Origin of the sequence: Pseudomonas lundensis (assembly GCF_001042985.1) — a bacterium.
Taxonomy (GTDB): domain Bacteria; phylum Pseudomonadota; class Gammaproteobacteria; order Pseudomonadales; family Pseudomonadaceae; genus Aquipseudomonas; species Aquipseudomonas lundensis.
The window spans coordinates 62,714-77,628 of sequence record NZ_JYKY01000009.1; the positions used below are offsets into that span (position 1 = coordinate 62,714).

At 57.1% G+C, this 14,915-nt stretch carries 12 protein-coding genes; 4 read left to right on the forward strand and 8 right to left on the reverse strand.

Annotated features, from left to right (window positions below):
• Nucleotides 1-8 precede the first annotated feature (8 nt).
• Together cysS and TU74_RS09605 are read right to left on the reverse strand one after the other, a co-directional pair.
• The gene (cysS, locus tag TU74_RS09600) at nucleotides 9-1,391 is read right to left on the reverse strand and encodes a cysteine--tRNA ligase (RefSeq protein ID WP_047277963.1); all 1,383 of its coding nucleotides are present in this window, start codon (nucleotides 1,389-1,391) and stop codon (nucleotides 9-11) included.
• A gap of 21 nt (nucleotides 1,392-1,412) precedes the next feature.
• Entirely contained in the window at nucleotides 1,413-3,110 is a 1,698-nt protein-coding gene (locus tag TU74_RS09605) for a glutamine--tRNA ligase/YqeY domain fusion protein (protein WP_047276674.1), read from the reverse strand.
• A 274-nt stretch (nucleotides 3,111-3,384) separates the two neighbouring features.
• Between TU74_RS09605 and TU74_RS09610 the strand changes: the two genes are divergently transcribed.
• Together TU74_RS09610 and lpxH are read left to right on the forward strand one after the other, a co-directional pair.
• Nucleotides 3,385-3,888: a peptidylprolyl isomerase gene (locus TU74_RS09610; protein WP_047276676.1), complete on the forward strand. Its 504-nt coding sequence runs from the start codon at nucleotides 3,385-3,387 to the stop codon at nucleotides 3,886-3,888.
• Nucleotides 3,885-4,634 carry a UDP-2,3-diacylglucosamine diphosphatase gene (gene lpxH / locus TU74_RS09615; RefSeq protein WP_048376253.1) on the forward strand — a complete coding sequence of 250 codons (750 nt, stop codon included), beginning with the start codon at nucleotides 3,885-3,887 and terminating at the stop codon, nucleotides 4,632-4,634. Before TU74_RS09610 ends, lpxH begins: the two co-directional genes overlap by 4 nt.
• 105 nt (nucleotides 4,635-4,739) lie before the next feature.
• On the opposite strand, the gene TU74_RS09620 is transcribed toward lpxH, so the two are convergent.
• From TU74_RS09620 to TU74_RS09640, 5 genes are all read right to left on the reverse strand, one after another.
• Nucleotides 4,740-6,269, reverse strand: a complete 1,530-nt coding sequence (locus TU74_RS09620; RefSeq protein ID WP_047277971.1) for a DHA2 family efflux MFS transporter permease subunit — start codon at nucleotides 6,267-6,269, stop codon at nucleotides 4,740-4,742.
• A gap of 63 nt (nucleotides 6,270-6,332) precedes the next feature.
• On the reverse strand, nucleotides 6,333-7,538 hold the full coding sequence (locus TU74_RS09625) for an HlyD/EmrA/EmrK family protein (protein ID WP_048376256.1): 1,206 nt from the start codon (nucleotides 7,536-7,538) through the stop codon (nucleotides 6,333-6,335).
• A 15-nt stretch (nucleotides 7,539-7,553) separates the two neighbouring features.
• Nucleotides 7,554-9,023 (reverse strand): efflux transporter outer membrane subunit, encoded by a 1,470-nt coding sequence (locus TU74_RS09630; protein ID WP_048376258.1) that lies wholly within the window; start codon nucleotides 9,021-9,023, stop codon nucleotides 7,554-7,556.
• The gene (locus TU74_RS09635; RefSeq protein ID WP_048376260.1) at nucleotides 9,020-9,493 is read right to left on the reverse strand and encodes a MarR family winged helix-turn-helix transcriptional regulator; all 474 of its coding nucleotides are present in this window, start codon (nucleotides 9,491-9,493) and stop codon (nucleotides 9,020-9,022) included. Before TU74_RS09635 ends, TU74_RS09630 begins: the two co-directional genes overlap by 4 nt.
• Nucleotides 9,494-9,691: 198 nt before the next feature.
• Nucleotides 9,692-10,300: a MiaE family protein gene (locus TU74_RS09640; protein WP_047276689.1), complete on the reverse strand. Its 609-nt coding sequence runs from the start codon at nucleotides 10,298-10,300 to the stop codon at nucleotides 9,692-9,694.
• Between the two features lie 212 nt (nucleotides 10,301-10,512).
• Between TU74_RS09640 and TU74_RS09645 the strand changes: the two genes are divergently transcribed.
• Entirely contained in the window at nucleotides 10,513-11,376 is an 864-nt protein-coding gene (locus TU74_RS09645; protein ID WP_048376262.1) for a universal stress protein, read from the forward strand.
• 8 nt (nucleotides 11,377-11,384) lie between these two features.
• Here TU74_RS09645 and TU74_RS09650 read toward each other — a convergent pair whose 3' ends face one another.
• Nucleotides 11,385-11,855, reverse strand: a complete 471-nt coding sequence (locus TU74_RS09650; RefSeq protein ID WP_047276693.1) for a DUF1289 domain-containing protein — start codon at nucleotides 11,853-11,855, stop codon at nucleotides 11,385-11,387.
• A gap of 405 nt (nucleotides 11,856-12,260) precedes the next feature.
• On the opposite strand from TU74_RS09650, the gene acnB reads away from it, so the two are divergent.
• Nucleotides 12,261-14,861 (forward strand): bifunctional aconitate hydratase 2/2-methylisocitrate dehydratase, encoded by a 2,601-nt coding sequence (gene acnB, locus TU74_RS09655; protein ID WP_048376264.1) that lies wholly within the window; start codon nucleotides 12,261-12,263, stop codon nucleotides 14,859-14,861.
• Nucleotides 14,862-14,915 lie beyond the last annotated feature (54 nt).

Genomic DNA, 14,915 nt, shown 5'->3' on the forward strand with positions numbered 1-14,915 from the left:
GCGATTAATTAGTCAGCCAGACGCCAAGTGGTTGCGCCCTTCCCGTCTTCGAGCACAATCCCCATTTCGGTCAATTGATCACGAATACGATCGGATTCGGCCCAGTCTTTTGCCGCACGTGCCGCCAAACGCGCCGCGATCAGAGCTTCTACCTGCGCAGCGTCGACCTTGCCTTCAGCGCCTGCCTGCAAGAAATCGTCTGCCTCAAGCTGCAAAACGCCCAGCACATCCGCCAACTGCTTGAGACGAGCAGCCAAGCCAGCCGCCGCCTGAAGATCAGTTTCACGCAGGCGATTGATTTCACGGACCATCTCAAACAAGACCGCACACGCTTCCGGCGTACCGAAATCGTCATTCATCACCTGAGTAAAACGCTCTACAAACGCTTCACCACCCGCTGGCTCAGCCTTTGGCAAGCCTTTAAGCGCATGGTAGAAACGTTCAAGCGCTGCTTTTGCGTCCTTCAGGTTGTCTTCCGAATAGTTGATCGAGCTGCGGTAATGGCTGGACACCAACAAATAGCGCACCACTTCCGGATGATATTTCTCCAGCACGTCGCGAATGGTGAAGAAGTTGTTCAAGGATTTGGACATCTTCTCGCCATTGATGCGAATCATCCCGCAGTGCATCCAGGCATTGGCGTAGGTCTTGCCCGTCGCCGCCTCACTCTGGGCGATTTCGTTTTCATGGTGCGGAAACTCAAGATCACTGCCGCCACCGTGAATATCGAACGTCTCGCCCAGGCAGCAGGTAGACATGACCGAACATTCAATATGCCACCCCGGGCGACCCGGCCCCCACGGCGACTCCCAGCTAGGCTCGCCGGGCTTGACGCCTTTCCACAGCACGAAATCCAGCGGATCGTCCTTGGCTTCGTCAACTTCGATGCGCGCACCGATACGCAGGTCTTCAATTTTTTTACGCGACAACTTGCCGTAGCCCATAAATTTGGCCACGCGGTAGTACACGTCACCATTGCCCGGCGCGTAAGCAAACCCCTTGTCTATCAAGGTCTGGATCATCGCGTGCATGCCAGCAATGTGGTCCGTGGCACGCGGCTCCATGTCCGGTTTGCGGATATTGAGCCGCGCTTCATCTTCATGCATCGCGGCGATCATGCGCTCGGTCAACGCAGTGAAGGACTCATTATTTTGGACCGCGCGATTGATGATCTTGTCGTCGATATCCGTAATGTTGCGTACATAGGTCAAGTCATACCCACTGAAGCGCAACCAGCGGGTAATCAGGTCGAAAGCAACCATGCTGCGACCATGACCCAGATGGCAATAGTCATAGACCGTCATGCCGCACACGTACATGCGCACGTTGTTACCGTCCAGCGGCTTGAAGACTTCTTTGCTCTTGGTGAGCGTGTTGTAGATCGTTAGCACGACGACTTCCTTAAAACTGACTCACTGACCCCAAGAATCGCGCAGGGTCACGGTGCGGTTGAATACCGGACGACCCGGTTTCGAGTCCTTGATATCCGCGCAGAAGTAACCTTCGCGCTCGAACTGGAAACGGTCTTCAGGCTGTGCATTCCCCAAAGATGGTTCAGCACGACAACCGGTCAGGACCTGCAGCGAGCCAGGGTTTATGTTTTCGAGGAAACCCGCACCGTCTTCAGCCTTTTCAGGATTCGGCGAACGGAACAGACGATCATAAAGACGCACTTCACATTCAACGCTGGCTGCAGCCGGCACCCAGTGCACAACACCTTTGACCTTGCGACCTTCCGGGTTTTTACCCAAGGTTTCCGGATCGTAGGAACAACGCAACTCGACGATATTGCCCTCGGCATCCTTGATTGCTTCATCCGCGCGAATGACATAACTGCCACGCAGCCGCACTTCGCCCGCAGGCTCAAGCCGCTTGTAACCTTTTGGCGGCTCTTCCATGAAGTCATCCCGGTCGATATAGATTTCGCGCGCGAACGGCAGTACGCGCACACCCATGTCTTCTTTTGGATGGCAAGGCAGCTCAAGGTTTTCAACCTGACCTTCCGGGTAGTTGGTGATCACAACCTTCAACGGACGCAAGACGCACATGGCACGCGGCGCGCTTCGATCCAGATCGTCGCGGATGCTGAACTCCAGCATGCCGAAATCGACTACACCGTCGGAACGGTTGGTGCCGACCATGTCGCAGAAGTTACGGATCGACTTGGGGGTATAACCACGACGGCGGAATCCCGACAGCGTGGACATGCGCGGGTCGTCCCAACCGTTGACGTGCTTCTCATCAACCAACTGCTTGAGCTTGCGCTTGCTGGTGATGGTGTAGTTCAGATTCAGGCGCGAGAACTCGTACTGACGAGGCTTGCTCGGCACCGGCAGATTGTCGAGGAACCACTCATACAGAGGACGGTGACCTTCAAATTCGAGGGTGCAGATCGAATGAGTAATCCCTTCGATGGCGTCAGACTGCCCATGGGTGAAGTCATAGTTGGGGTAGATGCACCACTTATCGCCCGTCTGATGGTGATGAGCATGGCGAATGCGATACAGAATCGGGTCGCGCAGGTTCATGTTCGGCGAGGCCATGTCAATTTTGGCACGCAACACACGCTTGCCATCTTCGAACTCACCCGCCTTCATGCGCGCAAACAGGTCGAGGTTTTCCTCTACGCCGCGGTCACGAAACGGGCTGTTTTTGCCAGGCTCGGTCAGGCTGCCGCGGTACTCTTTGGCCTGTTCAGGCGTCAAGTCGCAGACGTAGGCCTTGCCCTCTTTAATGAGGTAAACCGCCCACTCGTGCAACTGGTCGAAATACTGAGAGGCATAGCGCACTTCGCCGGACCATTGAAAGCCCAGCCATTTGACATCGCTTTCAATGGCGTCAATGTATTCCTGGTCTTCCTTGGCCGGGTTGGTGTCGTCAAAACGCAAATGCGTGACACCACCAAACTCTTCAGCCAGCCCGAAGTTCACGCAAATCGATTTGGCGTGACCAATGTGCAGGTAACCGTTGGGCTCGGGCGGGAAACGGGTCACGATCTGTTTGCATTTACCCGAGTCAAGGTCAGCCTGAACGATTGGACGCAGGAAATTGGCCGGGACAGCTGGGCCAGCCTTTGGATTCAGAGTGGGGTCGACAGTGGGCTTGCTCATAGGATCCTTGAACATAACGAGTGCGCGGCCTGGTCGGCCGACTAAATCAAAGCGTCTATCATAGCCGATGCTGTCAAGCCACTGACAGAGCAGGCGCTCAATCAAAGCATTTGAAATCGCCGCTTTTAGTACCCATATCGTAAAAACCGCATCGAAATGCCGCGCGAGCACGCTAAACTCCGCCCCGCGGCTGTTTCTACCCAGCCAGCTCAGGGGTTGGGGCGACCCATACCGCCTCCGGGCCCGACGAATTCTCTGATAGAGCGATAACACCATGTCAAAAGTAAAACTGACCACCAACCACGGCGACATCGTGCTCCAACTGAACGCTGAAAAAGCGCCGATCACGGTTGCCAACTTCATCGAATACGTAAAAGCCGGCCACTACGAAAACACCGTTTTTCACCGTGTCATCGGCAACTTCATGATCCAGGGCGGCGGTTTTGAGCCGGGCATGAAAGAAAAGAAAGACAAGCGTCCAAGCATCCAGAACGAAGCCGACAACGGCCTGCCGAACAAGAAGTATTCGGTAGCCATGGCCCGCACCATGGAGCCGCATTCTGCTTCTGCTCAATTCTTCATCAACGTGGCTGACAACAGCTTCCTGAACCACAGCGGCAAGACCGTTCAGGGCTGGGGCTACGCAGTGTTTGGCGAAGTCGTTGAAGGTCAGGACATTGTCGACAAGATCAAAGCTGTCGCAACCACTTCCAAAGCTGGCCACCAGGATGTACCTGCAGACGACGTGATCATCGAGAAAGCCGAGATCGTTGAGTGATACTGCTGATTTCAGATTTGCATCTGGAAAAGGAGCGCCCGGACATTACCCGGGCGTTTCTGAATTTCCTGACCGGGCGCGCGCGCTCGGCTCAGGCGCTGTACATCTTGGGCGACTTTTTTGAAGCCTGGATCGGCGACGATGCAATGACGCCCTACCAGCGCTCGATCTGTGACGCACTGCGCGCCCTGAGCGATGGCGGTACTGATGTGTTTCTCATGCACGGCAACCGTGACTTTTTATTGGGCCGGGCCTTTTGTAAAGCGGCCGGCTGCACCCTGCTGAAAGACCCAAGCGTCGTGGACTTTTACGGCGAACCCGTGCTCCTGATGCACGGCGACAGTCTGTGTACCCGCGACGAAGCCTACATGCGCTTACGACGCTACCTGCGCAACCCGGTAACACTGTGGGTGTTGCGTCACTTGCCAGTAAGCACCCGCCACACACTCGCGCGTAAATTGCGCAGCGAAAGCCGCGCCCAGACCCGCATGAAAGCCAACGACATTGTCGACGTGACCCCTGAAGAGGTTCCGCGGATCATGACGCAGTTCGGCGTCCACACCTTGATCCACGGCCACACACATCGACCGGCTATTCATAAATTGCAGATTGGTGAGCAGGCCGCCAAGCGGATTGTGCTCGGCGACTGGGACCGTCAAGGCTGGGTGTTGCAAGTGGATGAGCAAGGCATGCAACTGACGCCGTTCGATTTTCAGCTGACACTGCCAGCTGCCACGCACCCCTGAACCGCCCGAGCCACGCCGACAGAGCACTGACCGGCGTCGCCAAAGGCCAAGACCCAGTACGTCGCGGCCTTCGGCTATCCCCGCCTCATCCCTGCTAAAAGTGTCTCAATGCCCGCTGGCCGCTGGCCCCGCCTTGGCAGCAAAGGGTGGTTTGGCCAGCCATACGATCAAAATCAAGCCCATGAACATCCAGCCCATCATCGTGAAGTAATCCACGGTCGACAGCATGTACGCCTGGCTGGTCAGGATTTGATCCATCTGAGCGTAGGCCTTGGTACTGGCACCCCCCAGATTTTCGAGGGTATGCCGGGTAATTGGATCGTACGTACTGATGCTTTCACTCATGTAGGCATGATGCTGATCCGCCCGGCGAATCCAGATCCACGTGGTCAATGAGGCCGCGAAACTGCCGCCCAATGTACGCAAGAATGTAGCCAGCCCGGCCCCGTCGGCAATTTGATGTGGGGGCAAATCCGACATCAAAATGCTCAACGTCGGCATAAAGAACAGCGCCACGCCAATCCCCATAAACAGTTGCACCATTGCGATGTGCTGGAAATCCACTTCATTGGTGAATTCGGCGCGCATAAAGCAGCTCAGGCCAATCGCCAGGAAGGCCAGCCCCGCCAACAGTCGCAGGTCAAATTTATGCGCGTACTTGCCCACGAACGGAGACATCACCACCGGCAAGATGCCGATAGGTGCAACGGCCAGACCGGCCCAAGTGGCCGTGTAACCCATTTGGGTTTGCAGCCATTGCGGCAGAATCAAGTTGATACCGAAGAAGCCGGCATACCCCAATACCAGTACCAGCGTTCCGATACGGAAGTTGCGATGGGCGAACAGGCGCAGGTTGACGATCGGGTGTTTGTCAGTCATTTCCCAAATGACGAAGGCCGCCAGTGCAACCACTGACAGCGCGGTACCCATCAGGATGAAGCTGGATTCGAACCAGTCCAGATCATTGCCTTTATCGAGCACAATTTGCAGGGCGCCCACCCCGATGATCAGCGTGATCAACCCCACATAGTCCATGGGCTGGCGGGTGATAACCACGGGGCGCGCTTTCAACTGCTGGCGCACGACCATGACCGCGAATATTCCGATCGGAATATTAATGAAGAAAATCCATGGCCAACTGTAACTGTCCGTAATCCAGCCACCCAAAATCGGCCCGGCAATGGGCGCCACCACCGTGACCATCGCCAGCAATGCCAATGCCATCCCCCGTTTTGCGGGTGGATACACAGCAATCAACAGGGTCTGAGTCATCGGGTACAAAGGCCCCGCGACCAAGCCCTGCAGGACCCGAAAGCCCACCAGTTCAGGCATCGACGTGGAAATTCCGCACAAAAATGAAGCCAGCACGAACAAAATCGTCGCCCATAAAAACAGCTTCACTTCACCGAAGCGGCGGCTCAGCCAGCCGGTCAATGGCAATGCAATCGCGTTGCTGACAGCAAAAGAAGTGATGACCCACGTCCCCTGCTCCGAACTGACCCCCAAGTTGCCGGAAATGGTGGGCAGCGCGACGTTGGCAATGGTGGTATCGAGCACTTGCATAAAAGTGGCCAACGACAGGCCAATGGTGGCAAGCAGCAGGCTGGGCGGCGTAAAAGACGCGTTTGTACTCATCGCAAATCCTTTAAAACAGAGAGCGCAACCCCGCCGTAGCGACGGGGTCAGTGGATTGGCGAATCAACGCGCAGCGGCGGCATTGCTCAAGGCGGCACTGTTACGGTCAATCAGGCGCGCGATCAAGGCTTCAGCATCGGCCAATTGTTTTTCATACACATTGGTCGTGAAGGTGGCTTTTTGCGGTGGCTGTTGCGCCAGCACCGGGCCACTCTGGTCATGCAAGTTCACCTCCACCACGGTCGACAAACCCACCCGCAACGGGTGCTGCGCCAATTGGTCGGCATTGATATGAATACGAACCGGTACCCGCTGGACAATTTTGATCCAGTTGCCAGTCGCGTTTTGCGCTGGCAACAACGCAAACGCGCTGCCTGTACCGGCGCCGATACTGTCGATGGAGCCGCTGTATTTCACATCGCTGCCGTAAATGTCCGATTCGATCTCAACCGGCTGGCCGATACGCATGTTATGCAGCTGGGTTTCCTTGAAGTTGGCATCAATCCATAACTGATTCAGCGGGATAACGGCCATCAGCGCCGTGCCCGGCTGGACACGCTGACCCAGCTGAACCGTGCGTTTCGCCACATAACCGGTCACTGGGGCAATCAGGGTGGTGCGCGCATGCTCCAGGTACGCCTGACGCAATTGCGCGGCGGCCGCGAGTACATCGGGATGGCTAGCGACGGCGGTGTTATCCACCAATGCCGTGGTGGTATTTAACTGTTGTTCGGCATTGCGCAAGGCACTTTGTGCCGATGCCAGATCGTCCCGCGCATGGGACAGCTCCTCCTGCGAAATGGCGCCGCCCGCTGCCAGACTCTTACGACGGCTGTAGTTGTCCTGAGCCTTTTGCACCTCGGATTTTTGCGCAACCACTTGAGCCTTCATGCCGTTCACATTGCTGAACAAACCACGCACCTGACGCACCGTACGCGCCAGATTGGCTTCAGCACTTTGCAGCCCGACTTGCGCATCGCTCGGGTCAAAATTGAGCAATACCTGACCTTCGTGAACCAGATCGCCATCATCGGCGCCAATGCTCACCACCGTACCTGTCACCAGTGGCGTGATTTCAACCACGTTGCCATTGACGTAAGCGTCGTCAGTGCTTTCACTCCAGCGGCCGTACAGTTCGTGCCAGGCCCAAACGCCTACGATACCGAGCACGACCAGCAGCGCGAGGGCACCCAGCCAGAGTTTGCGTTTACGCGAGCCACCCGCGTTTTCGTTGTGTTGCGTTTCATTCGGTGTTTGCACAGAGGCCATGACCATTACCTGAAATTATTCTGCCAGCGAGGCTTGGGAGGGAACGGCCAACGCCGTGTGAGCGGGCTCGAAGCCGCCGCCCAAGGCCTGCATCAATTGAATCGAGAGATCGATCTGTTGCGCGTTCAAATCAGCCAATTGGCGCTGAGCCTGAAGCAGTTGCTGTTCAATGCTGAGCACGTCCAGGTAGTTACCGACCCCCGAACCATAACGCTGCAACACCGTGTCGTAGGAGTCCTGCGCGATATCGGCGGCACGCTGTTGAGCCGTAATCTGACGGCCCGTGGCCCCCAATTGCCCGAGGGTATCGCTGACTTCGCCAAGGGCGCCCACGACTGTTTTGTTGTATTGCGCCACCGCCAGATCGTAATTGGCGTCCTCCGCATCCAGCCCGGCGCGCAAACGCCCGCCATCAAAAATCGGCAGCGTCAACGCTGGCGCAATATTGAAGAAGCGGCTTGCCGACCCGAACAACGCATCCCCTAGCAACGACTGAGTACCCGCTGCGGCCGTTAAATTCAGGTTGGGGTAGAAGCGGGTCTTGGCCGCAGCAATGTTTTTACTCGCCGCTTCCACGCGCCAGCGCGCCGCGACCACGTCCGGCCGACGCCCCAGCAAGTCCGCAGGCAATGTACTGGGCAATGCCACGGCGCCCGGAGCCAACCTATCGGGCCGGGTGATTTCCTGACCCCGATCCGGCCCCTTGCCAAGCAATACCGCGAGCGCTATACGCGCCGAATTGAGCTGTTTCTCGGCGTCAATCAGTTGCTCTTGAGCGCTGGCCTCAAGGCTTTCGGTTTGTTGAAACTGATAATGGCTGTCGATGCCTGAAGCCAAACGACGTTTGCTCAGGTCCAGCATTTTTCGCGTGCGTTGCAGATCCTCTTGCGACAGATCTCGCACTTGGAAGGCATGTCCCAAATTGCTGTAGGCACGCGCCACATCGCCCGCCAGCGTAAGACGCGCGGCCTGGCCGTCCACTTCAGCTGCACGGGCTTCGCCCAATGCGGCTTCCCACGCAGCGCGCTGACCGCCCCACAAGTCAAAGGTGTAATTGAAGGTCAGATTAAGGTCACGCTCGGTGCTGTAACGTCCACCCTGCCCGCTTGGATCGTGTGATCGAGACAGGCGCGAGCGCGTGACATCCCCGTTCGCATCCAGCGTGGGCATCCGCGCCGCGTTCGCTGAACGGGCAGCAGCCGTGGCTTGATGGGTGCGGGCGCTGGCCACTTGCATGTCCGGGCTGTCACGCAAGGCCTGCGCAACCAGGCTGTTAAGTTGCTGATCGCCCAACCGCGTCCACCATTCCTTTTCGGGCCAGGCGGCGGGGGTGACGCTGACGTTTTTGAAGGAGTGACCGGCCTTCAAGTGTTGGGCATCAAGGCTGATGCCCTGGGGGTTCAGCCCGTGGTAATTGGCACAGCCAGCCAACACCATTGACGCAAATACCAGGCTCAAGCCCGTACGCAAGGTTTTGTCGCTCATTTTCCACCCAGGCGCTGCACCGTGATCGTGTCACCGGCGGCGAGCAGTATTTTTTTCAGGATATGTTCAAGACTTAGCAGTTCTTGCGGGGTTATCGCGCCAGCCAACTGGTTCATGGCAGCGGCACCGATGGTCGGGAGTTGATCGGCCAGCCCTTGCCCCTCCTCTGTAAGCACTAACCGCACCTGACGCCTGTCGGCCTCGGAGCGCTGACGCACCAACAGATTTTTTTGCTCAAGACGGTCGAGCATGCGGGTCATCGAACCGCTGTCGATGCACAAGTGTCGACACAGCTCGGCCGGGGTGTCCACCTCGAACTGCGCCATGATGATCAGCACTTTGAACTGCGCAGCCGTGATGCCATACGGCTCCATGTGCGTATCAATAATGCGGTCCTTGAGCAACGCCGCACGACCCAAGAGCAAACCCAGGGTGCAATTTTGGAAGTTATCGGGGGAAAAGTGCTTCATCGGCCACCAGGAAGCTGCTTAAGCAGTAATGTTTCAAAATATTACTGTCTAGGCAGCTAATGTCAAGGCGATAAATAGCCAGCTATCTATTCATGCCAATGGCGTCTGACCGACGGGGGTGGGTCCGCCACTCGTAGCAATGAGCTGTTTGATAAAAAAACAGGGGCTGACGCAAGGGATGCCTGCGCCAGCTGAAGGCTACGCCTGAGCAGGCACGCCGCTGTGGAAGCGAAACTCAACGTCAGGGCTTTCGATGAGTGCTTGCTCGGCGTCGCGAACGCGCTCAATGACCTGAGCAATGTCCTTGGCGTCGCCGTATTGATAGGCCAATTTCAAATAGCCCTGGAAATGCCGCGCTTCGCTTTTCAGCAAACCGAAATAAAACGTGCCCAGCTCTTCGTCCAGGTGCGGCACCAGCGCCTCGAAACGCTCACAACTGCGCGCCTCGATAAACGCCCCTACCACCAGCGTGTCTACCAGCTTCACGGGCTCGTGGTTGCGTACTACTTTGCGCAAGCCTGAGGCGTAGCGGCCTGCAGACAACTGGCGAAGTTCGATCTTGCGCTTTTTCATCAAACGCATGACCTGCTCGTGGTGCACCAACTCTTCGCGGGCCAGACGCGACATCATGTTGATCAGGTCAACATGGGAGTGATATTTGGCGATCAGGCTCAGCGCCGTGCTGGCAGCCTTGAACTCGCAGTTTTTATGATCGATGAGCAGGGTTTCCTGATCGGCCAGCGCTGCCGCGATCCAGCCATCGGGCGTTCGGCAACCAAGAAACTCGTGAATTTCAGGAAGAATCACGCGAACGCTCCCGAAATAAGAAGGGTGCGCGACGAGTCGGCAGTAGGCAGAGAAGTGACAGGCATGAGGCTCACACAGACTGGAGTGACAAAGCCGCCGATTATACGGGGCCCACGGCACAGCACCAGCCTGGCGGGTTGATATGCATCAACGCGCGGGCAACCCGCGAGCAACTATAGTGGTTGCACTTAATCCTCCATGGAGCCTCGACCATGCAAAAGATCAACAAGCTGCTGGTGGTGATCGAACCCGAGTTAATGGAAAGCCTTGCCCTCAAGCGCGCCAAACAAATCGCCGAAAAGACCAAGGCCGCCCTGCACCTCTTGATTTGCGACAAAGAGGACAAACACGCCGCATTGCTCAGCGTCCTTGAGAACGCGTTAAGGGCCGAAGGCGTTACTGCCAGCAGCGAACGGTCCTGGCATGAGAGCAAGCACCAGACCATTATCCGGGCGCAGCAGGCTGAGAATTGCGGCCTGGTGATCAAGCAGCACATTCCTGACAACCCCCTGAAAAAACTCTTGCTCACGCCCGAAGACTGGAAACTGTTGCGCTACTGCCCGGCTCCGGTGTTGCTGGCTAAACATGCAGCGGACTGGGACAACGGTGTCGTGCTGACCGCGGTGGACGTGGGTAATGACGATGCCGACCACATGGAACTGCACAAGAGCATTGTTGACGCCGGTTTTGAAATCGCCAGCCTGGTTAAAGGCAAGCTGCATGTGGTCAGCGCCTACCCGGCTCCCATGCTGGCCGCCGTTGAAGCCGCCTACCCGATTGAAACGGAATACGAGGCGATTTATCGCAAGGCGTGCGAAGGGTTCCAGAAACAGTACGACATTGACGGCAGCCGCCTGCATGTCGAGGAAGGCCCGGCCGATGTGATTATTCCGCGGGTTGCCGACGAGCTACACGCTGCCGTGACCGTCATGGGCACAGTGGCGCGCACCGGGTTTTCGGGGGCGCTGATCGGTAACACCGCAGAAGTTGTCATCGACAAACTCAAAAGTGACATCTTGGTGCTCAAGCCAGAAGAAATGACCCGTCACCTGGAAAAACTGGCATCCAAACATTGACCTGCTAATCAGTTGCCCAGTGCATCTTTCAAGAAACTGGGGGCGATGTAGCGCTGATAGTGGGCTTCGGACAGCAGGAAAAATTCCCGATCAATGGCGTCTCGCAGCTCGGGCAAATTCCAGTCGCGAAACTCAGGCAACAGCACCATTCCGTACGCTTCCAGCTGATTGATCACCCGCGCCCCGCGGGCAATCAGCTGGTAGGCCCAGCAATATTCGGACTGATGGGGGACAAACCGGATTTGCCGCGCCAGCAACTGGCCACGCAGCTTTTGAGGGTCAAACACTTCAACCTTGCCCGCCATCACCTGCACGAGCAACTGCTCCAGACGCATCCACACTGCGCGCTTCTCGTCGTCGTTGTAACCGTTCCAGTGGATCACTTCATGATGGAAACGCTTGCATCCACGGCACACCAGGTCGCCGTAAACCGTCGAACACAGGCCGATACATGGAGTCTTGATGGTTTGGTTGGGCATGGCGAAATAGAGCACTGCAGAGCGAAACAGGCGGGCATGTTAGCCCTTTGTCTAACGCAGATCACCCCTCAACCTTCAGGGGTTAACTTACCTTTACCAAGTTTTTCCCGTAGAATCGGCCTGCCTTTTAAGGCGCCAATGTCCGTTAGAAGCTGTTTTCAAAGCGTCACGAGCACAGTTGATCCTGAAGAACGGTGTTGGTGATGGGTACTTGCCAGGCAACTGCCCGCACCAACGTGCACCACCCCTCCGTTCCCAAGGCGTAAAACTTTGAAAACAGCTTCTGTTGGGAATCTCTGCAACTCTGGCTAAGCGGCTCATAAAGCCCCGCAGCGCATGAGTGCCTTGCATTCCTGGATGAGCGTCCCGGACACCCATTTGGGACCAATGATGAGGGTAATAACTGTGCTTGAAGCCTACCGCAAACATATCGAAGAGCGCGCAGCACTGGGTATCGTTCCCCAGCCGCTTAACGCCGAACAAACTGCAGGCCTGGTTGAGCTGCTGAAAAACCCGCCTGCTGGCGAAGAAGAATTCCTCGTTGACCTGATCACCAACCGCATTCCACCGGGTGTTGATGAAGCGGCCTACGTAAAAGCCGGCTTCCTCGCTGCCCTCGCGAAAGGTGAAGCCATCTCCCCCCTGATCAGCAAAAAGCGCGCTGTTGAACTGCTTGGCACCATGCAAGGCGGCTACAACATCGTCACGCTGGTTGACCTGCTGGACGACGCAGAGCTGGCTCCGGTGGCTGCCGAGCAGCTCAAGCACACCCTGTTGATGTTTGACGCCTTCCACGACGTTGCTGAAAAAGCCAAGAACGGTAATGCCCACGCCAAAGCGGTGGTGCAATCCTGGGCGGACGGCGAGTGGTTCAAAAACCGCCCTACCCTGGCAGACAAAATCAGCCTGCGCGTATTCAAGGTGACCGGCGAAACCAACACCGACGACCTGTCGCCTGCCCCAGATGCCTGGTCACGTCCTGACATCCCGCTGCACGCGCTGGCCATGTTGAAAATGGCCCGCGACGGCATCGTGCCAGACGTCCAGGGCTCCATCGGCCCGATGAAGCAAATCGAAGAAATGCGCGGCCAGGGCTTCCCTATCGCCTACGTCGGTGACGTTGTCGGTACGGGTTCATCACGTAAATCGGCTACCAACTCGGTACTGTGGTTCTTCGGCGACGACGTGCCTTACGTGCCGAACAAGCGCGCCGGTGGTTTCTGCTTCGGCAGCAAAATTGCTCCGATCTTCTACAACACCATGGAAGACGCGGGCGCACTGCCTATCGAGTTTGACGTCAGCAACATCAACATGGGCGACGTGATCGACCTGTACCCGCACGCTGGCAAAGTCTGCAAGCACGGTACCGACGAAGTCATCACCACCTTTGAACTGAAAACCCCGGTTCTGCTGGATGAAGTCCGCGCTGGCGGCCGTATTCCGCTGATCATCGGTCGCGGCCTGACTGAAAAGGCACGCGCCGAACTGGGCATGGGTCCGTCTGACCTGTTCAAAAAGCCTGAAGCGCCTATTGAAAGCACCAAGGGTTTCACCCTGGCGCAGAAAATGGTCGGTAAAGCCTGCGGCGTAACCGGTGTTCGTCCGGGCACTTACTGCGAGCCGAAAATGACCACCGTGGGTTCTCAGGACACCACCGGTCCAATGACCCGTGACGAACTGAAAGACCTGGCGTGCCTGGGCTTCTCGGCGGATCTGGTGATGCAGTCGTTCTGCCACACCGCGGCGTATCCAAAGCCGATCGACGTGACCACCCACCACACCCTGCCTGACTTCATCATGACCCGTGGCGGCGTTTCCCTGCGTCCGGGCGACGGCATCATCCACAGCTGGTTGAACCGCATGCTGCTGCCTGACACCGTCGGCACCGGTGGCGACTCCCACACCCGCTTCCCAATGGGCATTTCGTTCCCGGCCGGTTCGGGTCTGGTGGCATTTGCTGCCGCGACTGGCGTCATGCCACTGGACATGCCGGAATCGGTTCTGGTTCGCTTCAAAGGCAAAATGCAACCTGGCATTACCTTGCGCGACCTGGTTCACGCCATTCCTTACGTGGCAATCCAACAAGGCCTGCTGACCGTAGAGAAAAAGGGCAAGATCAACGAGTTCTCGGGTCGTATCCTGGAAATCGAAGGCCTGGACAACTTGAGCATCGAGCAAGCGTTCGAACTGTCCGACGCGTCGGCAGAACGTTCGGCTGCTGGCTGCACGATCAAACTATCCAAAGAGTCGATCACCGAATACCTGAAATCCAACATCACCCTGCTGCGCTGGATGATCGGTGAAGGTTACGGCGATGCACGCACCCTTGAGCGTCGCGCTCAAGCGATGGAAGCCTGGATTGCCAACCCGCAATTGATGGAAGCCGATGCTGACGCCGAATACGCGCACATCATCGAAATCGACCTGGCTGACATCAACGAGCCAGTGCTGTGCGCCCCGAACGACCCGGATGACGCCCGTCTGCTGTCCAGCGTTGCCGGCGAGAAAATCGACGAAGTATTCATCGGTTCGTGCATGACCAACATCGGCCACTTCCGCGCAGCGGGCAAGTTGCTCGACAAGGTCAAAGGTCAGTTGCCAACCCGTCTGTGGCTGTCGCCGCCGACCAAAATGGACGCTCACCAGCTGACTGAAGAAGGCTACTACGGCATCTACGGCAAAGCCGGCGCGCGCATGGAAATGCCAGGTTGCTCGCTGTGCATGGGTAACCAGGCACGTGTTGAGCCGAACGCCACCGTGGTGTCGACTTCAACCCGTAACTTCCCGAACCGTCTGGGTGACGGCGCCAACGTATACCTGGCTTCGGCCGAGCTGGCGTCGGTGGCCTCTATCCTGGGCCGCCTGCCTTCCGTTGAGGAATACATGGCGTACGCAGCTGAGATCAACACCATGGCGGCGGACGTTTACCGCTACCTGAGCTTTGATCAGATCGCTGAATTCCGTGAAGCGGCAGCCAATGCCAACATCCCGGTTATTCAAGCGTAAGCTGACGCTGTAACGAAAAAGCCCCGACTCGCAAGAGCCGGGGCTTTTTCATGC